Genomic DNA, 26209 nt, shown 5'->3' with positions numbered 1-26209 from the left:
CTTATTTATTAACTTCGTCATTTTCTTCACGTTTATAAATATATGTTTGTTGTGTTTTAAAGCCAAACCCTAGAGTATTGTCATTTACTAACTGAATTTTACCATCGACAATAGTTAAACCAGGACCCTTTATTTCAGCAGGTTTCATTGGATTTTCCGCATTTTCACCTTTAATACCAGGCCCTATTAAATAAAACTGACTTTCTTGTGTTACGTCAACGGTTGGGTTGTCATCGCATTTACCATCTCCATTAACATCTACGCATGAAGGGCCTTCACCAAAGTATAACTGAGGTGTATCTGGTACATCATAGCTGGTTGTAAATTTAAGGTCGTCATACACTTTCGTACCATAATGTAGGTGAAATGCGTATAAAGACCCACCACCACCACTTAGTGAACATTGGTTTTCAGTCGATGTATCTGATGCAGGTGTGAAACTTGTAAAATAAGCAACACCTCCAATAACTGTAGCAGCAGCTAGCGACTTTTCACCCGTTCCTAGCTCATATCTCCAGCCATTAAATTTAGCCAAATCAACTTCCAAATCAACAAAATCATCAACGTCATCTAACGCATTACCAAATGGGTCTGAATTCATTTGCATCAAATCAGTAGGCACAATAGTATCTGGAGCATTAGTTTTATACGATTTGGTAACTGTATTTTCATCTCTGATCATAAACAATTGATTTTTCTCATTGGTGCCGGTTGGTTTAGAACGGTTACCACTGCCTATAACAATTGCATCGTAAGGTGTATCTAAGCGCGTGGTAACTACTTCCCCTTTTTCGCCGGTGGTTTGAGTTACTTTGCTATAAATTGTACGTGCTACGAGTGGCTGGTAAAAAAAGCGTCTGTCTTCAGTTGCTTTATTACTACCAAGCTCAGCTAATTTATAATGACTAAACTCCTCACTATTACTACCTGGCATATCTACACGCCAAATATTCCCACCGGTATCTGCCGCATAAATTCGGTCTATATATCCATCATAATCTGAGTCGAGTGTCGTTATATCAGCCGCAATACTGTGTTTACCTTTAAAGCCATTAATATCCGGTGTTAATGCCCATACTCTTTTACCGGTTTCAGCTTCAACAATATAGATACCTCGCCCTACATCATCTTCACTGCGTATCGCTTCATCTTTCTTAGTATCATAACCAGCACCAAAAACTAATAAGGGTTTATCCCCAAAGGCTTTAATGTAGGCTATTTGTGGTTTAGACCATGTTTGTGCAAGCTCTACAAAATCACCTTTCCCGCCTTCAATTGGTTTATCCCATAATTTTTTAGGCTTTTCATCAGGGTCTGTTATATCAAGTCCATAGTAATTTCTACCGCCTCTGCGCATTCCAGCAAATGCCCAAACGACATCATCGTCGGAGGCATTATTACCCAAGTACACTCTAATAGGACCATCCATACCGTATACTTTTGTGTCGTCTTTGTTATTACGAAGAGGTTTGATAATGTCATACAAAGCAGAAGGGATGAATGCCCAGCTTTCGCTAACGGTATTACCACTATCTTTGAACATATGTAAAAAGCCAGCGTTGGTACCAATAAGAATACGAACATCATCATTACCATAATCGATTGCAACAGGTTTAGAGTGTAGAGGGTCACCAAAAATATCTTTTCGCTGGTCAACGCTAGACCCATCGCCATCTTCATCATCAACATCAATACCCATCGCCCATTTAACGTCATTACTCGATAAGCTGAGCGGGTTGTTATCAACCAAGTTGAGAATATCACTCACAACAGAAGTATTAAAATCTACTATAGCTCCCTGTTTATCAGTGTATAAATTACGGCTACCTGAATCTAATGTCGTTAAATGAAGGTTCACACCGCCTTGAGCAACTAAATTACCATCTGCTGGCTCGTTATCTGGCAACCAGAATGTTTTCGCATTTTCATCAATTAAACCATTTTCATCAAGTGCCGATAGTCCTTTTGAGTCAACAATCTGACTCCCTGATACTTTCAGCTTTTTTAGGTTGCCACGCCAGCGAGCACCGGTTTCTGGATAAAACATCGCGAAATAAATAGCATCGCGGCTACGTGTTTGATCTACATTATTACTAGCTACTGATGGCGATGAAAAACTATCATTTACTTCTCTAATTCTTGAAATTGTATTTTTTAAAGCTTCTGAAAGTGCTTCAGCGGTTTTTGCTTCTATATACTGCCCACCACCTACACTTGCCGCTTTATCGAGTAAATCAATCCCTCCTTGACTCATACCAGTACCAAAACCAATGGTGTAAAGGCGGCCTGTATCTAACACATCACTTGTTGGTGTATATAAATCGACTTGTGTATCTGACGTTCCATGTAAAATTTTCGCCATTGCAACTAAATAACTATTGCTGTAGTACCCATCGTCAAAAGGTATATTGTCAGTAAATAGATCGTTATGGACATCTGCAATTTGGCTATCTCTTCCACTATCGCTAGTAGGATCACCATCAGTCATCACAATAACATTGATTGAATTATCACAACGTAATGGTTCACCATCCTTTTGCTTAAACGGTGATTCATAAGTTTTGTTGTTATCTATACTTTTATCACGATCGTCATTCCCACTGGCAAAATCAAGATTCTGTCCGGTAATGTAACGGTAGGCTTCCCATAACGTCTCCGTTATTGGTGTAGCGCCACTTGCAGGTAAATCATTAATTTTTTGTAATATATTAGCTTTATCTGCACCAACGCCTGCTAGTACATATCCACCTGAGCCACCATTAAATCGCATTAATCCAAAGTCAATATCATCATTATCACCGACCAGCTGTTTGATCGCATTCTGTGCAACGTTTAGCCGACTATCATTACATATATTGTCATAGTAATTGTTACTGTAATTGTAATCGTACCCATTTGTTGTTGGTCCATTATAAAATCGACCTAACTTGGTGCCTGAGTTAACTTTTTTGAAGCAATCTTTTGTATCGCGAGAGCCTGAGCTCTCAAAACATGTGCTTTGATAAAACCGAGGATTACTTGTTGAGCCTCCATCCCATTGATAACACTGCTTTCCATCTATAACATCCCAAGCCATACTTCCAGAAGTATCAAAGATCATCATTACACGTGGTTTTTCATCAGTTTCTACATCGTGATTTACATACAGCTCTATATCTTCAGCAACAGCTGACATACTGAGTGTTAATCCCAATAATGGGGTAAGCACTTTATTTAATTTAAATTTCATCTTAAATCCCCTTACTTACGCTAACCATTTCTTGTGCAATACCTGTAACAATGGTTAGTTGATGCTTGCTTTTAGAGCCATATTCTATCGTAGTAGATACTTGAACCATGTTGCATGAAACACCCGCTGTAAAACTATAACTACGAGGGCAATTAAGCTCTAGCGAACCATTATTTAAGTTCGTCATTATGCTTTTCATTTCGTGCCCAGGCTCTGTAATGTCCTTCTCTGGTATAGTGATTTTATTACCATCAGCATCAAGCTTACCCGAATCTGTAGCGATCTCATCTGGAGTAAGAAAAAAGTCACTATCAGCACCTTTTTTAGCTTCTGACGCAATTACTCTTTGCACTTCGCCAATCAATTGATTTTCTGCAACTTCTCGCTCTTGTGCTGCATTAGTAATTTTAATATCAATTGTACTACTACTCATAAGAGTAACTGCAATGCCGGTAACAGCTATCACCATAATTAATGCGGTTAAAAGCACCACACCTTGTTGCTTACTTGGTAACAACTTTAAATTTTCCATAGATTACCTCCAACATTACTTAAACGAATAGTTGTTGTAAAAACAGTGCGTCTATAATTATCATTAAAAGTTAGATCTCGTTTACCTGCACCTTCACCTAAGGTATATTTTTGATTTTTTATTTTTAAGCCCGGATCTGGTTGCAATGCTCTAACTAGTAAAAACACTTGCACCGTTAACATACCTTTGCGGTTTTCCCATTCAGCGGCAGTAATTGTGCTGGCACTTTTATAAGTATCAACTCGACTGTCGCTATTAGTGTCCAATCCAAATAAAAAACGCATATTTTCGACCCCTTCCATTATCGTTTCAGAGGTCATTTTTCCATTTACTAATCGTTTTCGTCTTAATGCGGGAACTTTTATTTTTTTATTATTTACTACATATTCTTCTTCTTTAATATAATAAACATGATGGCTATATGGCCAAATAGTTGCATTGATATTTGCCGGGGTATATTTGCCAGTTACAAAGCGTGCTTGTTCTTGTTCTGCGATAAAATAATTTATTTTATCGCTAGTAGTATTAGTACCAGCAATAGCATCATATTGAGGGTCACCTTGTAAAAACTTTAGTTGAAGAATATCGGTCTCTTTATCATCAGCAGGAATAATGCCATCATTTATGCAATTTAGGTTATCTTTGCTCTTAGTAGTTTTTGCATAAATAGTGCGAAAATTACTACTACTGATTAGATCTGGAAAGCTGCCATTATTAGCTCCCTCTAAGCAATCACCTGCTACCCCCGTCGCGGTAACCGTTGTGTTTGCTGCAGTAAATGAATCATCGTAATAAGTTCCCCAAAAACCCACTTGCTCTATATCGCGCTGCATAATATTAATGGCTAAGCGGCCAGACTCTTGGAGTTCACCTATGCTCATCGTGTCTTTTGTGGTGACTTTCATACTAATAAAAGTGAACATGACACCACCTAAAATCAAACCACCAATAAATAGCGAAATCATAACCTCTACAAGAGTAAACCCTTTTTGCTTCATGCTAACTCCTCACATATATATAACTGGTTAAAACCACTAAACGGCGTTTATTGTTAGCTTCATCACCACAAGTTACTTTTCCTGTAACTGTATTTGCTTTAAATTCTTGTCGCCCTTGCCATGATATAATTACTTCAATGTTAAACCCTTTGCCTCCAGTATCTGCCACTGAGGTTGGATTTATACATATTGTCGCATCATCTAAAGTACCCGTATTTTCACTAGCTCGAATAGCACGTTTCCATTGTGTTATATCTAATTTTGCTATATCAGAAGAACTACATATTGCACCAAAGCAACTCGAGTAAGTATTACTATTCGCTGAGCTTTGTATAACGCCTCCGTAATCTTTTATCATATCAATAGTGTCATTAGCACGAATACGTTGAATAATGTCATTTCCCAGAGCAACTGCAGCAGCACGCTGCATAGAGTCAAAGCTTGCTTGCTTTGCTTTTGCTTGCAAGGCAACTGCACCTAAAAGGCCAAAACTAAGAATAATAAATGCAATTAGCACTTCAATCAGAGTGAAGCCTCTTTGCACTTTTATGTGAGGTGATTGCATAATAAAACCAAATAAAAATTATCTGATTATAAGTTTATGTTATTTATTTGAGGAATCAATGAGGACTAAGACAAGCGGTTATATTTGTTGATAAACGGTTAATTAAACCTGTTTATTCAATAACACCGTTGATAATTAAGACTCAAATGTATTTAAATCAGGGGGAGGTTAATTGCAAGGTAAGCCTAAAGCGAATTTTTTACTAATTTAAGCTCACGGCGGCTCACTGGCAATAACTCACTGCCCCCTTGTAGCTCAATCATATGATTGCCATTCGCTTTTGAATGCAAAGCAATGACTTTTTGTTTATTAACCAATGTATTGCGATGGATTCGCAAAATATGTGTAGGAAATTGTAACTCTAATTGTTTTAGACTTTGTTCAAGTAAAGCTTCTCCACCACAGAATATCATTTTGGTATACTTTTCTTCGGCACTAAAATACAAAACATCATTTATATCAACACTGCGTAGAGTACCAGCTAGCTGATAAGAGATTTTTACATTTTGTTGTTTTTGAATATGTACTTTATTTAAGCGCCCGACTTGCTTAAGCACCTTTTGCAATGATTGCTCTGAAATAGGTTTAACTAAATAACCTGCAGCGCTTAATTGTAAAGCATCGAAGGCATGCTCAGGGTGAGCAGTTATAAAAACAATAGCAGGAGGTAGAGTTAAACTATTGAGCTCATTAGCAACTTGTAAACCATTCATACCGGGCATATCAACATCTAAAAAAATCAAATCTGGCGTTTGCTTTTTAGCAAGTACTAGGGCTTCATTACCATTACTTGCCTCGCCTTGTACAACTATGCTTTTATCATGTGCCAACAAACGAATTAAGCGCGATCTCGCAAGAGGTTCATCATCAACAATGAGTACGTTCATACACTGCCCTCAATTAGCTTAGGAATAACGACCTTGACCCTAAACACATCATTTTTATTAGTAATTGTTAGCTGCGCTTTATTTTTATAATAAATATTTAATCGCTGGCGAATATTTTCAAGCGCCATGCCGTTATTAGGCCTAGTTTGAGCATTAGAAATTGTTATAGGGTTAGAAACAATCATGGTTATATAGCCGGTAGTAATATGTAGCTCTACTTTTATTTCTGCACCATGCTCACTTGTTTCAACACCGTGGCATACTGCATTTTCAATTAATGGCTGCAGGGTTAAGCAAGGAATACTCAATGCAGGTAGTTCATTGGGTATTTGCCAATCAACGCTTAAGCGATTACCAAAACGCCACGTTTCAAGTGCTATATATTGCTTACTCAGCGTTATTTCATCGTCAAGAGATACATTTTTTCCTGAGTGCATTGCAGCCTGCGATAAGGCGGCTAATGCTAAAATAGCCTGCTCTGCCGCATCGGCATCATGATGAGTAAGCTCTGCAGCAGTGTTTAAACTATTATATAAAAAATGAGGACGTATTCTAGCTTGCAAGGCATCAAGCTCAGCTCGAGAAAGCGCTTTAGTTTGCTGCTCTTTTTCAAAATGAATTAATAAAAATTGGACGAATAAAGCCGCCAGCAAAGCCACTATAATGCAATTGCGAAGTGTGAAATAAATTAAGTTATCTGTATTATCTATATCAAAAGCAAAATGAGAAAATAAAATACTAAAAATGCATGTAGATAATAAAAAAAAGATAAAAAACAAACTTAACTGAAAAGTTTGAGTGCGCGTTTGTAAGAAAAATCTACAAAAGTATAAAGAAGAGGTACCGACTAAAACAATTAAATGCATAAACAAACTGATGATCCCAAGTCGAAGCCAAATATCGCCTTCTACATTGGGTGCAAAGGCTAAAACAATAGCAATAACTTGAGAAACAACAAGCGAAGCTAGTACGCCTCGCTCATTAAAAAGAGCCGAAAAAAGCAAACCATCATTTTTTAGTGACTTGCTCATAACGACTCTCCTATAATCTAAATTTTAAATTAACGTAGCTCTATAGGAACAGCAAATACGATATTCTCTTCTTCGCCTGGGTTTTCAACAACCTGCGTACCACCAAGATCTTTTAATCGGCTTATAACTTGTTGTACAAGTACTTCTGGCGCAGATGCACCCGCAGTTACACCCACTGATTTAGAACCTGAAACCCACTGCTCTTGCACATCAGTTGCATCATCAATTAAATAAGCAACAGTGTCCATTTTATCTGCAAGTTCACGTAAGCGATTAGAGTTAGAGCTGTTTTTAGCGCCAACAACTAATAGCACATCAACTTTGTCAGCTAAGTCACGAACAGCATCCTGACGATTTTGCGTTGCATAACAAATATCATCTTTACGAGGTCCGTCAATTGATGGAAACTTATTGCGTAGTGCATCAATAACATCAGCAGTATCATCAACTGATAAAGTCGTTTGACTACAGTAAAAAAGATTTTCAGCATTTTTTACATTAAGCGCAACAACATCATCAACGGTTTCAACAAGATAAATACCACCGGCTGAGTTATCATATTGTCCCATTGTTCCCTCTACTTCAGGGTGACCATGGTGTCCAATTAAAATACACTCAATACCTTTACGACTCGCACGTGTAACTTCCATATGTACTTTAGTAACAAGCGGACACGTTGCATCAAATACTTTTAAATCACGACGTTTAGCCTCGCTGCGAACCGCTTGCGATACGCCATGTGCGCTAAAAATAACAATACTGTCGTCAGGTACTTGATCAAGCTCTTCAACAAATACCGCACCACGGCTTTTTAGTCCATCAACCACATAGCGGTTATGTACTACTTCGTGGCGAACATAAATTGGCTTTTCAAAAATATCTAAAGCGCGCTCAACAATACTAATAGCACGGTCAACACCAGCGCAAAAGCCGCGAGGATTAGCTAGTAATATTTCCATTAACCTTCCACCTCAATAATATCAACTTCAAAGGTTAAACGCTGGCCAGATAAAGGGTGATTAAAATCAATCGTTACCGACTCACCTTGCACTTCGCGAACTAAACCAGGAAGCTCAGTGCCATCAGGTTGAGTAAACGCAATAATTGCACCTACCTTAGCTGGTGTTTCTGGACCAAACTTACTACGGTCAACGTAGTAAATATTATCTGGGTTTGGTTGACCAAAAGCATCTTCAGGTTCTAATTCAAACGTTTTACTTTCGCCTGCAGTTAAACCTAATAAACACTTTTCGAAGTTTGCCGTTAAGCTGCCATCACCCATTGTTAATTTAGCAGGTTTGTTGTGCACCTTGGTAGAATCAGCGGCAGAGCCATCTTCTAATTTAATAGAAAAATGGAAAATAACTTGCGAGTTTTCACCAATTACAGCTTGGCTCATGCTTTATGCTCCTTTGGACTCTCGCCGGTGAAGGCGTCAAATAACAATAATGCTGCGCCAATACAAATAGCGCAATCGGCAATATTGAATACAGGAAAATGTGAGTCTTTATAAAAAACGTGAATAAAGTCGATTACATAACCATACGCAATACGATCGTATAAATTACCAATAGCGCCAGCAAGTACCAATGCATAAGCACCGCATAGTACTTTATTTGTAGCAGGTAAGCGTTTTAGCCACCATACAAGCAAAGCACTAATAGCAACGGCAATTGCACTTAAAAACCAACGCTGCCAACCACCCGCTTCACTTAAAAAGCTATAAGCAGCACCATAGTTATGTACATAAGTAATACTAAAAACAGGGAGTAAGTTTATAGACTCTTGATAAGCCATAGTCCCTACAACAAGTGTTTTACTGGCAAAGTCTATTACTAAAAGTAATAGACTCAACCAAAGCCACACTAAACCACTTTTTTGGGCTAGTTTGCTCACTAAGAATAACTCCTAAGCGAATTGACGCTTTTCACCTTCGCCGTCAACATTACTTACACAACGACCACAAATTTCAGGATGAGCAGGCTCAACACCTACATCTTCGCTGTAATGCCAACAACGCTCACATTTAGCAGCATCTGTTGCAGCAACGCTAATGAACAAACCTTCAATTTCGGTAGCTTGTGTATCTGCAGGCTGGCTATCAACTTCAGTAACATTCACGGCTGATGTTAACAATACAAAACGCAGTTCATCACCAAGCGCGTTTAATTTAGCGGCAAGCTCTTTACCCGTAAATAAATTCACCGTTGCTTGAAGTGTTGCACCAATGACTTCTTCTTTACGTGCAGCTTCTAATAAGCGGTTTACTTCGTCACGTACAGTTAAAATCTCTAACCAATCATCGTTACTAAATTGGCTATTTGTTGGCGCTTGTAAGCCATCGTACCAAACTGATGTAAATACGTAGTCACTACGCTCACCCGGTAACGCTTCCCAAATTTCTTGTGCGGTAAAGCTCATAATAGGTGCCATCCAACGCGTCATTGCTTCTGCGATATGATAAAGCGCAGTTTGACAAGAACGACGTGCATGGCTATCACTCTTAGCTGTATATTGACGATCTTTAATAACATCTAAATAGAACGAGCCAAGCTCACCCGTACAGAAGTTCATTAGCTTTTGAGTTACTAATAGCATTTGGTAGCTGTCGTATGCGGCTAAAATCTCGTCTTGCAACTGAGCTGCGCGGCCAACAATCCACTTATCAAGCTCAACCATATCATCAACAGCTACTTGATCTGTTTCTGGGTTAAAACCATTTAGGTTAGCAAGCAAGTAACGGCTGGTGTTACGAATACGGCGGTAACGATCGGCTGAGCGTTTAAATATTTCATCCGACACAGTCATTTCTGCCGTGTAATCGGTAGAAGCCACCCATAAACGTAGAATGTCAGCACCTAGTTTATTCATCACATTTTGTGGTGAAATAACATTGCCTAACGACTTAGACATTTTGCGGCCGTTTTCATCAACAGTAAAACCATGCGTAAGCACTTGCTTATATGGTGCATGACCATTAATCGCAACTGATGTCATCATTGATGACATAAACCAACCACGGTGCTGATCAGAACCTTCAAGGTATAAATCAGCTGGACCAACCAAGTCTTCACGTGCATCTACTACACAAGCGTGTGACACACCTGAGTCAAACCATACATCTAGCGTATCTTGTACTTTCATATATTGCTTGGCGTCTTCTTCACCAAGTAAAGTAGCTGGTTCTAAATCGTACCATGCTTGAATACCAGACTTTTCAACAAGCTCTGCTGCTTGAGCAATTAGCTCTTGTGTATTTGGGTGAAGTGCACCGGTGTCTTTATCAACGAACAATGCAATAGGAACGCCCCAAGTACGCTGGCGAGAAATACACCAATCTGGGCGACTTTCAACCATGTTAGAAATACGGCTTTCGCCCCACTCTGGTAACCACTGCGTGTTTTTAATCTCAGCAAGAGAATCTTGACGTAAGTTAGCCTGATCCATACTTACAAACCATTGTGGTGTAGCACGGAAAATGATTGGTGTTTTATGACGCCAGCAATGTGGATAACTATGCGTAAGCGCATGGTGATGCATAAGCGCACCACGCTCTTTTAATACTTCAATTACGCTCGCATTCGCCTTAAATACGTGCTGACCTGCAAAAAGTTCAGTATCTGGTAAATAAACACCATTTGCACCAACAGGGTTAGCCACTTCAAGGTTGTAATTTAAGCCTGCCACGAAATCTTCTTGACCATGGCCTGGGGCGGTATGTACAACACCAGTACCTGAATCAGTAGTTACGTGTTCTGCAACAATCACTGGTACATTAAAATCATAAAAAGGATGGGCTACTTGCAAGTTTTCAAGCGCTGCACCTTTTACATACCCTAGTACGTGAAAGTGATTAAAACCAAAACGGTCCATAGCATCTTTAACAAGCTCAGAACCTAAAATTAGACGTTGTTGTACGCCTTCATCTTCAACCTGTACTAACGCATACTCTAAATCGGCATGCACAGCCACAGCGCGGTTTGCAGGAAGCGTCCACGGTGTTGTTGTCCAAATAACAGTACCAACACTGCCTTCGCCTTTATGACCATCAGCCAAAGCAAATGCACTAACAACAGCATCTTGATCAACAAATGTAAAACGCACATCAATTGCTGGTGACTGCTTATCTTGGTATTCAACTTCAGCTTCAGCAAGTGCTGAACCACAGTCCGTACACCAATGCACTGGCTTAGCACCTTTATGTAAATGACCTTTTTCAATAATACGACCAAGCACACGAATTGCATTCGCTTCAAAGTCAAAGTTCATTGTTAAATAAGGCTTATCCCAATCTGCAAATACGCCTAAACGTTTAAAGTCGACTTTTTGACCTTCAACTTGTTTTTTAGCATACGCACGACACTTTTCGCGGAATTCTGCTGCCGTTACTTTTACACCCGGCTTACCTACTTTTTTCTCAACCATTAACTCAATTGGTAAACCATGACAGTCCCAACCTGGTACATAAGGAGAATCAAAGTCAGATAATGTTTTAGACTTAACAATAATGTCTTTTAAAATCTTGTTTACTGAGTGGCCTAAATGGATATCGCCATTTGCATACGGAGGGCCGTCATGCAAAATAAAGGTTTTTTTACCTTTCTTAGCGCTGCGAATTTGACCGTACAGGTCGTCTTCATACCATGCTTTAAGCATTTTTGGTTCACGTTGTGCCAAATTGCCACGCATTGGAAACGGTGTTTCCGGTAAGTTCAAAGTATGTTTATAGTCGCTCATTTATCCTACATTCCGTCTCTATCGGCTACCTGATTTAAACCAAAACACTGCTTAGCGGCAGCAACATCGGTTGCTATTTGCGCCGTTAATTGTGTTAATGTCTCGAATTTTTTCTCATTGCGAAGTTTTTTTATTAACTCCACATGCATAAATTGTCCGTAAATATCCTGTGCAAAATCAAAAAGATGAACTTCTAACAATGCACGAGTTCCATTAAATGTCGGCTTATTACCTACATTTGCAACTCCAAAAATCTGTTTTCCTGCAATCGTTGCTTGCACTGCAAACACCCCATTAACAGGACACACTTGGCGTTTTAGGGCAATATTTGCCGTTCTAAAACCGAGTTCACGTCCTCTTTTCCAGCCGTGTATAACACGCCCAGAAATAGCATAATCGTGACCAAGCATTATTTTAGCATTCGCTAAGTCACCAGTTGCCAAAGCATCTCGTATTAAAGTGCTGCTTACTCTAGCATTTAATTGGCGGAAACTCGCGGTGCTTTTTACATCCATGCCAGCTTGCTTACCCATGCTAGCAAGTAAGTCAAAGTTACCTTGACGCTGCTTTCCAAACTTAAAATCATCGCCAACAGTGAGTGCTTTAACACCTAACTTTTTAATCAAAATATCATTAACGAATTGCTCAGCACGCATATTTGCAAATTGCTGATTAAAGCTAATGCAAATAACTCGCTCAATACCTAAATCACTCAATAAACGTAACTTATCTCGTAAGCGCGTTAACCGTGCAGGGGCATTGTTTTTAGCAAAAAACTCTTGTGGCTGGGGTTCAAACAGCATTACAGTGCTAGGCAAACTATGCGCTTTAGCATCGCTAAGTAAACCTTTTAACACTTCTGCGTGGCCTAAATGAACGCCGTCAAAATTACCAATAGTTAACACACAACCAAAATGGTGTGGGCGAATATTGTGTATACCTCTAATTAACTCCATGCCACCTAATGCCTTGTTTAGCGAGCTATTAATTACGGCTAAAAAATGATTAAAGCCGCAGAGTTGCCGATTATAATCTTTTTTTTAGTTTGATTCAGTAATTGCTACACTTTTTATCGTATTTAGTCTAACGCCCATCACAAATAGCATTGCAAAGTAGCTAATACCAGCCAAAGCCACTAGCGCTACTAATAATATTACTTGCTGTGTAAAGGCCCATGTAGCCCAATAATAGTAACTGCTCACAAACCATGTGACAGCTCCCATAACAATACTTGCAACAACACATTTAAGTGTAAAACGCATACTCATTGATGAGAACTGGTATACATTTTCTTTTTTAAGCTGTCTGTATAATAAAAATGCATTGCAGCTAGCCGATAACGAAGTAGCAAGTGCCAACCCTAAATAACCAATGAAAGGAGCCAGCATAATGTTAAACACCATATTAAGTACTAAGGTAATAATACCAATACGCACCGGCGTTTTTGTATCTTGACGAGCATAAAAGCCAGGAGCGAGTACTTTTATTAGCATAAAGCTTACAAGTCCGACCGAATATGCAACTACGCCTAAGCTTACAGCTTTGACATGATCAACACTGTCTTCTTTAAATGCACCGTGGTCGAACAATACGGTAATAATAAGTGGACTGATGATCATTAAACCTATCATTGCTGGCAGGCCTAAAAATATAACAAAACGAACTCCCCAATCGAGAGAATGCTGAAAGTCGCTACTTTTTTTACTGCTATGTAGTTTAGAAAGCGCCGGTAAAATAACTGTCGCAATACCAATACCAAATAATCCCAGCGGAAATTCAATTAAGCGGTCTGAATAATAAAGCCATGCAATTGAGCCCGTCATCAGTAATGACGCAATCATGGTATCTAGCAACAGATTAATTTGACTAATAGAGACACCAAACAAAGCCGGTAGCATAAGTTTTCGTACTTTTTTTACGTTTTCGTCTTGCCATGCCCAGCGCGGACGCGCCAACATTTTAGCGCGATACAAGAACGGTAGTTGAAATAGTAGCTGCACTACACCACCGACAAATACACCTATGGCAAGTGAATAAGCACCTACCGAAAATTTATCATGTAAAAAAATTGCACACGTAATAATAGAAACATTAAGCAAAACTGGTGTAAAAGCAGCAACAGCGAAACGGTTATACACATTCATAACCGCACCACTAAGTGCAACTAAGCTTACAAAAAATAAATAGGGGAATGTAAGTTTAAGTAGTGAACTTGCAAGTTCAAATTTTTCGGCATTAGGTCCGCCTTGCCACCAATCTATAAACCAACCGGTACCAAATAATGCTGCAATAACAGGAGAAGCAACAACACCTATAATAGTGACAATTAGTAAAATGGTTCCTAATGTGCCTGCTGCTTGTGCAACAAAAAGTCTGACCTTGTCGTCGCCTTGCTGTTCTTTAATTTCACTTAGCACAGGTACGAATGCTTGTGCGAAGGCACCTTCTGCAAATAAACGGCGTAAAAAATTAGGAATACGGTTAGCAAATAAAAAAACATCAGCCGCTGCACTTGCGCCTAATAAATTGGCAACGACAGCATCTCGAACGAGCCCTAAAATACGCGATATCATAGTCATACAACTAACAATCATACCAGAGCGAAATAAACCTTTTGACACCTTAAACCTACTCAAAAATCCTCAAGATAGGCGATTATGCCACAGTCTTTTTTATAAATCGCTTTAAAGCACTAGGCTGGGGGTCTGTGCTTTGTTACAATGTCTATATTAACTGCTAAAGCGGCAAATTGATGCTCGTTATATGGTGCAGTTTTTCTTGGATTGTTAAATTTAAATTGACATCCATGATAGAAACAGGCATATTCCACGGCCTTTAATTTAAGCTTTATTTTAAGATTGTTAGGAGCAAACCTTGGCTAACATCAAGTCTGCAAAAAAACGCGCTATCACAAGCGAAAAAAACCGTCAGCACAACGCAAGCCGTCGTTCAATGATGCGCACTTACTTCAAAAAAGTAATTGTTGCTATTGAAGCGGGCGATAAAGAAGCTGCACAGCAAGCTTTTTCTGTTGCTACACCTATCCTAGACCGTTACGCAACTAAGGGTCTAATTCACAAAAACAAAGCAGCTCGTCATAAGAGCCGTATAGCAGCTAAGATTAAAGCTCTATAATTTGTTTTTGATAGAATATAAAAAACCGGCTTTTGCCGGTTTTTTTTTATCTAAGATTTAATCTCATACTTTAATAACAGTCGACATGAATATTTAAACAGATTGGTGTCATACATTTTCCAAGTCTGGATAAAACTTCTTAAGCATTGCCGCTATTTTTTTAGGTGTAAACGGCTTCACTACAAATCCTTTAGCGCCTTTATCAATTGCATCCTTAACATTTTCAATACCTGAATGCGCAGATACCATTACTACATTTGTCTCAGGGCTTAATTCATTGATTTGTGCAATCAAATCTTTGCCATCGCCGTCCGGCAGTTCTATGTCTAAAAAAATGATATTATAATTTGCAGCCTGGCACTCACTAATACATTGTGAGGCAGTAGATGCTTCCTTTACGTTATCTATCCCTAAGTGCATGAGCGTTTGACTCAAAAAACTACGCACTGTGCTAACGTCATCTACAATTAAAATTGATAGCTGCGTATTCATCTTTATTCCTCGTAGGCTATAAGCTAACTTTAAGTTATCATAATAATTAGCTTAGTATATAAATTTGCTCATTTAATTATAGAGACCTACGGAAAAAAGGCCAGATTTGCTTTATGTCTAAAACCCCAAATAAACAGTCGTTGCTAGGTAAAGCACCAACAAGAAAAAAAACAGCGCAAAAAAGAAAGCCGCAACGCCCTACTCAGCGCTCTATACCCGCAGAGGAAAAAACAAACATAAACAATGGCACTAGCCAAAAAACAAAGTCAAAAAAGGGGCTATTTATATCTCTGGCCATTGTTATTGTAATAATTTTAGCTTTTCCAAAACCAACCTTGCTCACCTATAAAAAATTAGGGATGGTAAGTGAGAGTGTTTACTGGCCTGGACTTTTAGGTTACGGAGCTACTTTAATTGATTCCAACTTGCACCCCAACTATGATTCTAGCCGTGAATCCCTTTATTTATGCAGTGATTTACAAAAACCACAGAGCTGTCAAAAGTATCAAGTAATTGCTGACAATGGTTTGTTTTCGGCAATTGGCAGTTACTTTTAGCATTAAAAAAACTAATCTGAAAATTTAAAATTACTTGGTTGAAAGGTGTGCAAAAGATCAACATAATGGCGCTCCTTTTTTCAACAACTGAACTATTGAAACGACCATGCTAAACGAGCTAGATTGGCTTTTAAATACTACACTACTTGCACTAGGTTTAGGTGCATTCTTTATTAACCAGATAACACTGCTGCGCGTTGCCGCCATTAGTGCATGTGGTTTATTGTTCTTATCATTTAGCCTAGATCTTATGTCGTCGAGCGTTATTTCAAATATGAGTTTAGTGTTGATCAACACTTTTTACTTGTTTAAAGTTTATACATTCGGGCAATTTAATGTAACCCAAAGTTAACAACTTTTCCTTAGAATATTTAATAGCCCAGCATTGCTGGGCTTTTTTATTGCGAATTTTTAAAATATTAGAAACACGTTGGATCAGGACAGTATTGAACGCCACTAAAGCACCACTACAATAATGGTGCTGAGCATGTACTGTTGAGAGAAACGAGAAGAAAGACGAAAACCGAAAATACCTAATAAGCTAGGTTAATCTACTGTTGTTAATTCACTTTGGGTTTGTGTTTTAGATGGACTATCTTCAGCGTTAGCCTGATTAAACCAAGCTGAAACACCTAGCACGATAATTGAAATAACAACGAGGCTTAATTTAGCCCCACTTTGACCGGATTTCATAACACCCTCTTTATATTTTTATTAGTGAGAATATCTTTTACACTAATGAAAATTACAAATGTTAACAAGCTGTTTTTTAAACTAATTAGCTATCAGCTAATAACCTTTTGTTCTATCCACTGAATTATTGAGTGCTAAGCCCTTATTCAAACGTTCAATATTATCGGCCATTTGGTCTATAACGCTATTTAAATCAGATAGCGCTGCACAATGTGGTGTAAGTGTTATTTTGGGGTTTCCCCAGTAAGGGTGATTCTGCGTTAAAGGTTCTTGGTCAAAAACATCCAAGGTAGCTGCGCGTAAGCTATCGTTATTTAATGCATTTAATAAATCTTGCTCAACCACATGAGCACCACGTGCCACATTAATAACAACAGCATGTGAAGGTAGCTTAGCAAGCATTGAGTGATTAATAATACCCTTCGTTGCCTGCGTAAGAGGTAATAAGCACACGAGATAATCAATCTTACAAAGCATATCGCTAAGTCCTTCATCGCCATAATAAACCTCGACATTAGTCGTGTTTTTATTACTTTGCGCCCAGGCACTTACTTTAAAACCATTAGTTACAAGTTTTTGCGCACATGCTTTACCTAATTCGCCAAATCCAAGTATACCAACATGTTTATTACTAAAAGCTCGTTTTGGCTTCCATGTTTGCTGTGTTTGTTTAGTGTAATACTCTTTTAAGCGTAATTTTTGAGCTAAGACATGTGTAAGTACATATTCCGCCATACCTTCAGCTAGTTGCATGTCAACAATACGTACTACTTCGACATGTTCAGGTAATAATGTTAAATCGATACTGTCTACGCCTGCACCAAATGACGACACAGCTTTTAAGTTAGGCAGCTGCGGCCACAGAGACTCAGGAGCATTCCACGCAAGTACAAAATCCACATTATTTGCGTTTTTGCAATCAGGCCATTGCTCTATCAATGTATTTGGTAATCGCTCTTGTAACTTCGTTATTAGCTTTTCGTTGTTGCGCCCCGTTATAGCCACCAATACCGACATAAATTCTCCTAGCAATTCACAGTTTATAATTTAGTACTTTAAAAAGTCACACTACTGCAAAGTAACTGTCACACCCTTTTTTTAATCTTACATGTATAGCGAATAGACCAAACGGAATATGAGGTTAATATGATAAGTGTTGATAAAGTAATTGCAGCAAACTTACCACAACTAGAGAACTCTCCAAAAGTAAAAGGTTTAGTAAAAAAGGGCTTAGGTTACTTATTGCATGAACAAGAGTTTATCACCTTTGGTAATACGTACCCTCACCTACAAGGGTTAGAATTTGTTGAGCAAGTACTTGATGAACTCAATTTTGATACGCGCTATAAACCTAAGCAGATAGAACATATTCCTAACGAGGGTAAACTTGTTATTGTTGCTAACCACCCTATTGGTTCACTAGATGCTTTAGCACTTATCAAAGTACTCTCTACAGTAAGGCAAGATTTAAAAGTAGTCGCAAACCGCATGTTAATGTCGGTCAGCGCAATGCATTCTCTTTTACTCCCTGTTGATAACTTATCTGGTATGAGTAAAAAGCAAGAGCTTAGTAATATACAAAACCATTTAAAAGGTGGAGGTGCCTTACTTATATTTCCTGCAGGGGCAGTATCGCGCCTAGGACCAACCGGTATTAAGGATTGCAAATGGAATAGCGGTTTTTTACGTATGGCAAAAAAAGCCAACTGCCCCATTTTACCTATTTTTATTAAAGCCAAAAATAGTCCACTTTTTTATGGTACATCAATGATTTATAAGCCTCTGGCAAGTTTATTATTAGTGACAGAAATGTTTAAGCAGCGCAAAAAATCTTTAGAGTTTGAGATTGGTGCTTCTATCCCTCCTGAGTCCTACTTAATAGAAAACCTTAAAGATAAAGAAATTGTAAACCTCATACGTAAACAGCTTTATAGGCTTACAACTAAAAAAACACTGCCGCTAAAAACACAAACACCTATTGCTGTGCCCGAGTGTAGAAAAGAACTAAAAAGAGCAATTGAGCAATGTCAGCTTTTGGGTAAAACACACGATGGCATGCACATTCATCTATATCAATATGTAGGTAGTTCACCTATTTTTAGAGAGCTGGGACGCCTCAGAGAAATAGCATTTAGAGCAGTAGGTGAAGGAAGCGGTAAGCGTCGTGATATAGATAAATACGATATGGATTACCAACACCTTGTACTGTGGGACCCTATGCAACTAGAGCTAGTAGGTGCTTATCGATTAGCCTGCGCACAACAGATAATACAAAAGCATGGACGTGAAGGTTTATATACCGATAGTTTATTTTCTTACACCGACGCTATGACGCCCTATCTACACCAAGGAATTGAGCTTGGTCGAAGTTTTGTACAACCTAAGTATTGGGGACGTAAGAGTCTTGACTATTTATGGTACGGTATTGGTGCTTTTATAAAAAGCTATCCACAGTATAGATATTTATTTGGGGCCGTAAGCGTGTCCAACGCTCTACCTGAGCAAGCCAAAGCCATGCTCGTTTATTACTATCAACATTACTATAAAAGCAGCATAGAACTAGCTACACCTAATAATGAGCTTAAATTAACTGAGCAACAGCTAACTCAATGCAATATTCTTTTTAATGGAAACGATGTTAAAGAAGATTTTGTAGAATTAAAACATGTGTTAGCTAATATGGGCGCTCAAGTCCCTACTTTATTTAAACAATACACTGAGCTTTGCAATCCTGGCGGTGTACAATTTTTAAGCTTTAGCATTGATCCCGATTTTAATAATTGTATTGATGGATTGGTATTAGTCGATCTTAAAAGTGTTAAAGAAAACAAAGCTAAACGTTATTTGGAATAACTATTGATAAGTAAAGTCAGTGCACCGAGTATTTTATGCCTTATAAAGTACTCGGTTTATATTTAATTATAAATACCGACTCAATCGCATTTAAGTCTTCCAATACTTTTTTAAGTGTCGGGTGTTTAAATTATTTTCGTTCCCTGCTAAAAAGATATTTTCTTGTTTATTAAGGCCCTGATTAAACACGAGATTATGGCAAGGCAGTGCCTGCCTTATATTCATGTGACTGTTAATTAAATAAATATGTCAATCTTTACAAAAGCATAACGACACTAAAATTAATCTAAATCAATAAAATATTTTATAAGCTTCAAATGCTTTTTAAATTTTGATCTAGAACAGGTTTTCATATTTATTGCTCGGTAATAATAGCGCCAATCAAACAGTAGTTCTTGGAGAACAACATGAAAACTCAAATTAGCATCGCATTATTAACCTCTTTATTAGCACTCTCTCCAGCTGCACACGCTAACTTTAGCGTAAATGTTGGCGCTATTAACGTAAACCCTGATAACAGTAGCTCAGCGATTAATGAAGCACCTACGCTAGGCCTTAAAGGTGATTCAGATACTCAACTAGGTATCACCGTAGATTATGCATTTAACGATCAATGGGTGTTAGAGCTGATAGCAGCAACACCGTTTTCACACGATGTAAATGGCGCAGGCGGCTTAGCAGGCAACAAAATTGCAGATATAAAACAACTTCCACCGTCGTTGGTTGCACAATACCACTTTTTAGACACTAGTTATGCGCTAAGACCTTTTATAGGCGTAGGCATAAACTACACTGCATTTTTTGATGAGCAACCCTCTCAAGCACTTAAAGCAACACTAGGAACAGACGATGTAGAAGTAAAGTTAGATGATTCGTTTGGCTTTATGGCTCAGGTAGGTGCTAACTATAAAATTGATGCAAACTGGGGTTTACACGCCATGGTATCAATTATGGATATTGATACCGATGCCACTGTTTATGCTAATGGTGCAAAAGCACTTACATCAACTGTTGAGCTTGACCCAGTTGTTGCAATGTTCGGTGTTAGGTACAGTTTTTAAAGCAAATATAAAGTAGTACATAGTTACCCAATTACAATGTGTGTTAAAAGGCCGAAAGGCCTTTTTTTCATTTGTAGAGATTAGGGCAGGTTACTTAACTTTTTCTGCTCTAACATTTCTTTCCAGTGCATTACTTCACTTGGCAATATAGGTGTTTTCCCATCAAAACCAGCAACTTCAAGCATTTCTTCAATACTTATAATACCCTTTTTACTTTTAAATACACCGCGTACATAAGCAATAGCATGTAAGCCTCGCTCTGAGTGAAACTTTTGCTCAATATAAAAGTATTTATGATCCCAGCCAACTAACTTAGTACTTATTGTATATCGCTGCATAGGTTTAATATCGCGGATATAAGTAATAGCAGTTGCGTTAACAATCGGAAACCAACGTCGCTTCATTATTTGTTTTAGTAAGCCAACACGCTCCGTCATCCACGTGCGAGATAAATCCATCATCGCAAGATAGCGTGAGTTCGTTAAATGTAGATTAATATCACAATCAGTCGGCAAAGCTTTGTAATCAATATCTACTGTATCAAGTAGATTTTGATATTGCTTATTGCGTTTAATTTTGAAAAATAATAATAAAAGTCGAATATATAAGTTCACAAAAAAGGTCTTACCAGTTAAATTTATTCGAGTGTAGCATAGCCCCTTGCGAAGACGAATATTCTAATTTAATCTTAAATCATTATTACAATAAAAAAGATAACTAATGAAATCAAAACTAAAAATCATCGCTGCACTGGCCCTATCAGTCCCTAGCTACAATGCTTTTGCCGATTTTTCGTTACCAGGTAAAGGCTCAGTAACTTACCCTACCGGTGTAGTTAAAGAATTTAAATTTGGTTTTGAATGGCAGCAAAAAGCTGAGAAATTCACTATTGGATCTAAAAGTTACAATATGGAGCAAATTCCTAGCTCTTATTCTGTCGCCATCACGCTTTCGAAAGATGACAGCCAAGTATGGGTTCAAGAATTTAATAATGGGTTTATTGAGGAGTTTGAATGGCAAATTGGCGAACATACAGTCACTCTAAAAAAGCAGCAGTTTAGCGATCCGGTAAAAGGTGACTATGTTATTGAGCTAAATGGCCGTAGCTATTTTTTCACTCGTAATAACGCCAGTATCGTAATGAACTTTAACGAAGAAGGTATTGAGACGATTGCAATTGATGGGGTAGCAAAAAATATGGGCACTAAAAATTAGTCCCCATATTTTAATTTCTTTATGTCAATTACACTTTTACTGTTTTTCGGTTAATCCCGTAATCACGTAATTTATTAGCTACCGCGGTGTGACTTAGGCCCAATCGCTTAGCTAACTGACGTGAGCTTGGATAAGCTGGGTAGAGTTTGCGAAGTAAAGTCGCCTCAAAACGTTTAACAGCTTGATCTAGTGAGCCTTCAAAATCAGACTCTAAATACCCTAAATCATGAGTAAAAGTTGGTAACTGCAAATGCTCTACGCGAAGCTCGCTATCATCTAGTAACGACACTGCACGGTAAATTGCATTTTCCAGCTGACGCACATTTCCAGGCCACGGGTACTCTTGTAAAAAGCTTAAACATTCTTGTGATAAAACAGGAATTGCATGACCATTTTGTTGTGCGTATTTTTGAATAAAATGCTCTGCAAGTGGCCCTACATCTGCTTTTCTATCTCTTAGTGGCGCTATTTCTAAAGTAAGCACGTTTATACGGTAATATAAGTCTTCTCTAAAAACCCCTTCTTGTACCATTGCAGGTAAGTCTTTTTGAGTAGCGGCAACAATACGTACATTTACTTTAACTTCGTTCTCATCGCCTACTTTTCTAAACGTACCATCTTGTAAAAAACGCAGTAACTTAGTTTGTAGTTGAGTCGACATTTCGCCAACTTCATCTAAAAATACAGTTCCACCATCAGCTTGCTCTAATACACCACGCTTTGGCGCTGCGTTTTCTTCGTACCCGGCATAACCAAATAATTCAGACTCAGCAACATCATCAGGAAGTGAAGCACACGACAGCGCAATAAAAGGCTTAACAGAGCGATTAGATGCGTAATGGCACGCTCTAGCTAATAACTCTTTACCTGTGCCAGTTTCACCAGTAATCAAAATAGGGGCTTCTAGTTGCGCCATTTTGCGTGCTTCGCGCACAACTCGGCGCATTGCCGTACTAAAGTTATGAATAGTAGCAAAGCTTTCTTGACCGTAGCGTCTAAATGCACTGACCTGCTGCCCTAAGCGGCTTTGCGATTTAATGTTAATAACCGCACCCGCAAGCACATCACCTTCACTACCTTGAGGGACTGCAATTGGTAAAATGTCTGCAATAAAATCCTCACCCGCCACTTCAACGCGTGTGGTTTGCCCGAGCACTTCTTTACCTTCTAGCCAACGTGTAAAGTTAAAGCCTTTAAGTAAGTTATTAATATTTGCACCAATAACTTCTTTTTCAATTAACTGTAAGTCCTTACATGCTGCATCGTTGCATAAGCGTACCCAACCTTTAGCATCAATAGAGATAACGCCATCAGGCAATGCGCGTAGCAAAGTATTTAATTCGTTGTGTTCACGCTCTGATGGTAAAAACGCAGTGGTACGCACGTCATGTACGCCGTCGATTAAACGTATCGATGGCATAATTTTTTGAAATTGTTCAAATTCTATTTCGGGAAAACTAACGTACATACGACAATTTACAGAATCAACTTCAATTCCTTTTAGATCAACGCTGTAGTTAACTAATATATTAAGGATTTCTTGAGCAATACCAATTCGATCAGCACAGTGAATATCTAGACGCATACATCCTCAAAGAAGGAAAAACTATATTAGCTGAATAATACGCTAAGTCGCTTTGAGAAGGTAGCTTATTGTAAACATTTTTGGACAAAACAGACTGCGAAAGCGATAAGTTGAAATGTAATTAAATGAAGAAAAGTAGCACTGATATTTAACTATACCAGTGCTATTTGTTAAATCTTATTATGTGACTACTTACCTTGTGGGTAAGCAGACCAATCACCACCATCTAATTGTATAAATGGTCTTTGGTTAACATACATCATTATTGTGCCTTCGTTTTCAGCAACCTTAGGTGCTGTAGGTAGATTTTCAAGCAAATTAGCAACACTATTATTCCCACCAAATACATCAGTTTGCAGCGCCTTACTTACCAGCTCTGAAAGCGCAAAGTAACTTGTTGAATCATCAACCACAATTTGCGAGTAATTTTGTACGTCTGGGCCTATAAATTTAATTGCTACAGGTACCGACACAATTGCTGGGCTTGGGATTTCACGTAAACCTGCAAACTGTACTTTGTCACCTTTTAAATTAGCGCCGTGTTCAGGCACTATCATTAACATAACGTTGCGACCGCGTTTTTCTAATTTTTTTACAAATTGGTTAATATCAGCAAACAAGTTTTTATGTCTGATTGGGTATGTCTCTTTACTATTAATCCTTGGTTGATTCTCTAGCTGATTACCATCATGTAAACTTGTGGTGTTGTAGTACATCGCACACGGCTTACAATCTTCAGCTTGCTCTAACCAACCATCCAGCACAGCTTCATCTGAGTAAATAGGGCTATTATCAAAACCTCGTAGCGCCACTGGCATTGAATCTATATTAAATGGCGTACTATCTAGGCCACCGTAGTGATACACCGCGCAATACTTCCCCTAGCACTAAGGTATATGTATACTTGTGCCCAATTGTAACTAGGATAAGGGTGTGTCTCTTACCTTCTGGTGTTACTACCATATAGCAAATCATTATCTTAGCTACAAATAATAAACTGATGGTCGAGCATTTTAGTATGACTAAATACTAAGATAGCTAAAGCAAAAAATTATAAGGCCATTACAACAATTCTTAAAGTTAGGAAGTAAATATGAGTTCAGCTCCAGATAGTGGTTGGTTTGGCCACCCTAAAGGACTTTCGACATTGTTCTTCACTGAAATGTGGGAACGAATGAGTTATTACGGTATGCGAGCTATGCTCGTATTATTCATGACAGCAAGCTTACAAGAAGAAGGCCTTGCCTTTACTGTTGCATCAGCTGCTGCAATATATGGTTTATACACAGGTGCGGTATACTTTTTAGGTTTACCAGGTGGCTGGCTAGCAGATAGATTGTTTGGCGGTCAAAAAGCAGTGTGGTATGGCGGCATAACTATTATGATTGGCCATATTATTTTGGCTATTCCTCATGATTATTCTTTTTTCATTGGCTTAATATTTGTAGCAACAGGTACTGGTTTACTAAAACCAAATATCAGTGCAATGGTAGGCCAATTATATAGCGATGCTGATGAGCGTCGTGATGGCGGTTACGCTATTTATTACATGGGTATTAACATGGGTTCTTTAATAGGTTACTACGTATGTGGTTACTTTATGGAGAACGTAGGCTGGCACTGGGCATTTGGTGCGGCTGCTGTAGGTATGGCCATTGGTTTAGTGCAGTACAAACTCACACTTAATAACTTACCAAAGCACAGTGCTTTACCGGCTAATCCATTAGGCTCTAAAGGTACTTCACGTGCATGGGTCGGTATTGCTGCATTTGTAATTGCAGCTGCTGCAGTTACTACGGCTGCAATGACCGGCGCTATTGTTATTAATCCAACTGTAGTTGCAGGTTACACAGCCATTGTATTTACTATTATCTTTTTTGTTTATTTTGGAGTTATTTACTTTACAGGTAATTTAACAGATGCAGAAAAACAAAGAATGTGGGCACTATTTTTAGTATGTATTGCATCTGCATGTTTTTGGTCTGGCTTTGAACAAGCTGGTTCATCATTAAACTTATTTGCTCGCGACTATACTGACCGTCTTATTGGTACTTTTGAAATCCCTACAACGTGGTTTCAATCATTAAACTCACTGTTTATTATTACTTTATCGCCATTTTTTGCAGCGCTTTGGATTAACTTATCTAAAAGCTTAGTATCACCTAGCTACAGCGTTAAATGTGCAATTGGCTTAATTATCATGGCATCAGGCTTTTTAGTTATGTTTATGGCGGCTCATTACGCAGCTGAAGGCTTAAAAGTTGCGCCTTACTGGCTTGTTACTACGTACTTTTTACATACAGTGGGTGAGCTTTGTTTAAGCCCTGTAGCATTAAGTGCTGTAAGTAAGTTATCGCCTAAACGTTACACTGGCCAAATGATGGGTGTGTTTGTATTAACTTACTCAATCGGTAACATCATCGCAGGTTTACTTGCTGGTAATTTCGATCCGAATAATGTTGATGAAATTCCTAACTTATACTTACAAATTGCATTATTTAGCATTGGTGTTGGTGTTGTTTTAGTACTAATGACTTTTAAAGCTAAAGTATGGGAAAAACAAGGTTTAGAAGAGAAAGTCTCTTAATTATTGTTTATTTCAAATGTAGCAATATAACCTAAGACAATTCCTCCATAGC

Annotated in this window: 24 protein-coding genes and 1 pseudogene; 7 read left to right on the top strand and 18 right to left on the bottom strand. The window is 38.3% G+C overall.

The annotated features are described in order from the left end of the window. Nucleotide 1: 1 nt before the first annotated feature. The 12 genes from RB214_RS05045 to murJ all read right to left on the bottom strand — a co-directional run bounded on the left by RB214_RS05045 (nt 2) and on the right by murJ (nt 14558). Nucleotides 2–3229, bottom strand: a complete 3228-nt coding sequence (locus RB214_RS05045; protein WP_309168530.1) for a PilC/PilY family type IV pilus protein — start codon at nt 3227–3229, stop codon at nt 2–4. 1 nt (nt 3230) lies between these two features. Further along, complete coding sequence (locus RB214_RS05040; protein WP_309168529.1) at nt 3231–3761, bottom strand: pilus assembly protein PilX; 531 nt, start codon at nt 3759–3761, stop codon at nt 3231–3233. After that, nucleotides 3749–4759, bottom strand: coding sequence for a PilW family protein (locus tag RB214_RS05035; RefSeq protein WP_309168528.1), 1011 nt, complete (start codon nt 4757–4759; stop codon nt 3749–3751). The genes RB214_RS05040 and RB214_RS05035 overlap by 13 nt, the downstream gene beginning before the upstream one ends. 1 nt (nt 4760) lies before the next feature. Beyond that, a complete protein-coding gene (pilV, locus tag RB214_RS05030; protein ID WP_002962225.1) occupies nt 4761–5324 on the bottom strand; it encodes a type IV pilus modification protein PilV in 564 nt (187 codons plus the stop codon). A 185-nt stretch (nt 5325–5509) separates the two neighbouring features. Beyond that, entirely contained in the window at nt 5510–6211 is a 702-nt protein-coding gene (locus RB214_RS05025) for a LytTR family DNA-binding domain-containing protein (protein WP_309168527.1), read from the bottom strand. Next, nucleotides 6208–7242 (bottom strand): histidine kinase, encoded by a 1035-nt coding sequence (locus tag RB214_RS05020; protein ID WP_309168526.1) that lies wholly within the window; start codon nt 7240–7242, stop codon nt 6208–6210. Before RB214_RS05020 ends, RB214_RS05025 begins: the two co-directional genes overlap by 4 nt. A gap of 29 nt (nt 7243–7271) precedes the next feature. Continuing rightward, a complete protein-coding gene (gene ispH, locus RB214_RS05015) occupies nt 7272–8201 on the bottom strand; it encodes a 4-hydroxy-3-methylbut-2-enyl diphosphate reductase (protein WP_309168525.1) in 930 nt (309 codons plus the stop codon). Further along, entirely contained in the window at nt 8201–8641 is a 441-nt protein-coding gene (gene fkpB, locus RB214_RS05010) for an FKBP-type peptidyl-prolyl cis-trans isomerase (RefSeq protein WP_002958231.1), read from the bottom strand. The genes ispH and fkpB overlap by 1 nt, the downstream gene beginning before the upstream one ends. Then, nucleotides 8638–9138 carry a signal peptidase II gene (lspA, locus tag RB214_RS05005; protein WP_002958230.1) on the bottom strand — a complete coding sequence of 167 codons (501 nt, stop codon included), beginning with the start codon at nt 9136–9138 and terminating at the stop codon, nt 8638–8640. Before lspA ends, fkpB begins: the two co-directional genes overlap by 4 nt. A 12-nt stretch (nt 9139–9150) precedes the next feature. After that, the gene (ileS, locus tag RB214_RS05000) at nt 9151–11979 is read right to left on the bottom strand and encodes an isoleucine--tRNA ligase (RefSeq protein ID WP_309168524.1); all 2829 of its coding nucleotides are present in this window, start codon (nt 11977–11979) and stop codon (nt 9151–9153) included. 5 nt (nt 11980–11984) lie between these two features. Then, nucleotides 11985–12935, bottom strand: coding sequence for a bifunctional riboflavin kinase/FAD synthetase (ribF, locus tag RB214_RS04995; protein WP_309168523.1), 951 nt, complete (start codon nt 12933–12935; stop codon nt 11985–11987). A gap of 84 nt (nt 12936–13019) precedes the next feature. Further along, nucleotides 13020–14558: a murein biosynthesis integral membrane protein MurJ gene (gene murJ / locus RB214_RS04990; protein ID WP_375144335.1), complete on the bottom strand. Its 1539-nt coding sequence runs from the start codon at nt 14556–14558 to the stop codon at nt 13020–13022. 295 nt (nt 14559–14853) lie between these two features. Here murJ and rpsT point away from each other — a divergent pair, with 295 nt between their 5' ends. After that, on the top strand, nt 14854–15114 hold the full coding sequence (rpsT, locus tag RB214_RS04985; RefSeq protein ID WP_002958225.1) for a 30S ribosomal protein S20: 261 nt from the start codon (nt 14854–14856) through the stop codon (nt 15112–15114). Nucleotides 15115–15222: 108 nt separating this feature from the next. Here the strand turns inward: rpsT and RB214_RS04980 are convergent, their stop codons facing one another. After that, a complete protein-coding gene (locus RB214_RS04980; protein ID WP_002958224.1) occupies nt 15223–15606 on the bottom strand; it encodes a response regulator in 384 nt (127 codons plus the stop codon). A 113-nt stretch (nt 15607–15719) separates the two neighbouring features. Between RB214_RS04980 and RB214_RS04975 the strand changes: the two genes are divergently transcribed. Together RB214_RS04975 and RB214_RS04970 are read left to right on the top strand one after the other, a co-directional pair. Next, nucleotides 15720–16163, top strand: coding sequence for a hypothetical protein (locus tag RB214_RS04975; protein WP_024603734.1), 444 nt, complete (start codon nt 15720–15722; stop codon nt 16161–16163). A gap of 106 nt (nt 16164–16269) precedes the next feature. After that, on the top strand, nt 16270–16515 hold the full coding sequence (locus RB214_RS04970; RefSeq protein WP_002958222.1) for a hypothetical protein: 246 nt from the start codon (nt 16270–16272) through the stop codon (nt 16513–16515). Nucleotides 16516–16709: 194 nt separating this feature from the next. On the opposite strand, the gene RB214_RS04965 is transcribed toward RB214_RS04970, so the two are convergent. Next, on the bottom strand, nt 16710–16856 hold the full coding sequence (locus tag RB214_RS04965; protein ID WP_024603735.1) for a hypothetical protein: 147 nt from the start codon (nt 16854–16856) through the stop codon (nt 16710–16712). Between the two features lie 96 nt (nt 16857–16952). Continuing rightward, entirely contained in the window at nt 16953–17873 is a 921-nt protein-coding gene (locus RB214_RS04960; protein WP_309168520.1) for a glyoxylate/hydroxypyruvate reductase A, read from the bottom strand. A gap of 129 nt (nt 17874–18002) precedes the next feature. On the opposite strand from RB214_RS04960, the gene RB214_RS04955 reads away from it, so the two are divergent. Next, a complete protein-coding gene (locus RB214_RS04955) occupies nt 18003–19709 on the top strand; it encodes a lysophospholipid acyltransferase family protein (protein WP_309168519.1) in 1707 nt (568 codons plus the stop codon). A gap of 407 nt (nt 19710–20116) precedes the next feature. Then, nucleotides 20117–20770 (top strand): OmpW family protein, encoded by a 654-nt coding sequence (locus RB214_RS04950; protein ID WP_002958218.1) that lies wholly within the window; start codon nt 20117–20119, stop codon nt 20768–20770. Nucleotides 20771–20850: 80 nt separating this feature from the next. Here RB214_RS04950 and RB214_RS04945 read toward each other — a convergent pair whose 3' ends face one another. After that, entirely contained in the window at nt 20851–21384 is a 534-nt protein-coding gene (locus RB214_RS04945; protein ID WP_121954443.1) for a thioesterase family protein, read from the bottom strand. A gap of 106 nt (nt 21385–21490) precedes the next feature. Between RB214_RS04945 and RB214_RS04940 the strand changes: the two genes are divergently transcribed. Continuing rightward, nucleotides 21491–21985, top strand: coding sequence for a hypothetical protein (locus RB214_RS04940; RefSeq protein WP_309168518.1), 495 nt, complete (start codon nt 21491–21493; stop codon nt 21983–21985). 28 nt (nt 21986–22013) lie between these two features. Here the strand turns inward: RB214_RS04940 and tyrR are convergent, their stop codons facing one another. Both tyrR and bcsG read right to left on the bottom strand, forming a co-directional pair. Beyond that, the gene (tyrR, locus tag RB214_RS04935) at nt 22014–23570 is read right to left on the bottom strand and encodes a transcriptional regulator TyrR (RefSeq protein ID WP_002958215.1); all 1557 of its coding nucleotides are present in this window, start codon (nt 23568–23570) and stop codon (nt 22014–22016) included. A 188-nt stretch (nt 23571–23758) separates the two neighbouring features. Beyond that, nucleotides 23759–24436 (bottom strand): annotated as a pseudogene (bcsG, locus tag RB214_RS04930) (cellulose biosynthesis protein BcsG); the annotation flags it as partial. A gap of 227 nt (nt 24437–24663) precedes the next feature. Between bcsG and RB214_RS04925 the strand changes: the two are divergent. Next, on the top strand, nt 24664–26157 hold the full coding sequence (locus RB214_RS04925; RefSeq protein ID WP_309168517.1) for a peptide MFS transporter: 1494 nt from the start codon (nt 24664–24666) through the stop codon (nt 26155–26157). Nucleotides 26158–26209 lie beyond the last annotated feature (52 nt).

Origin of the sequence: Pseudoalteromonas sp. HL-AS1 (genome assembly GCF_031198785.1) — a bacterium.
GTDB lineage: Bacteria > Pseudomonadota > Gammaproteobacteria > Enterobacterales > Alteromonadaceae > Pseudoalteromonas > Pseudoalteromonas distincta.
Note: the sequence above shows the minus strand (reverse complement) of the source record. Positions and strands in the feature narration are given on the sequence as shown.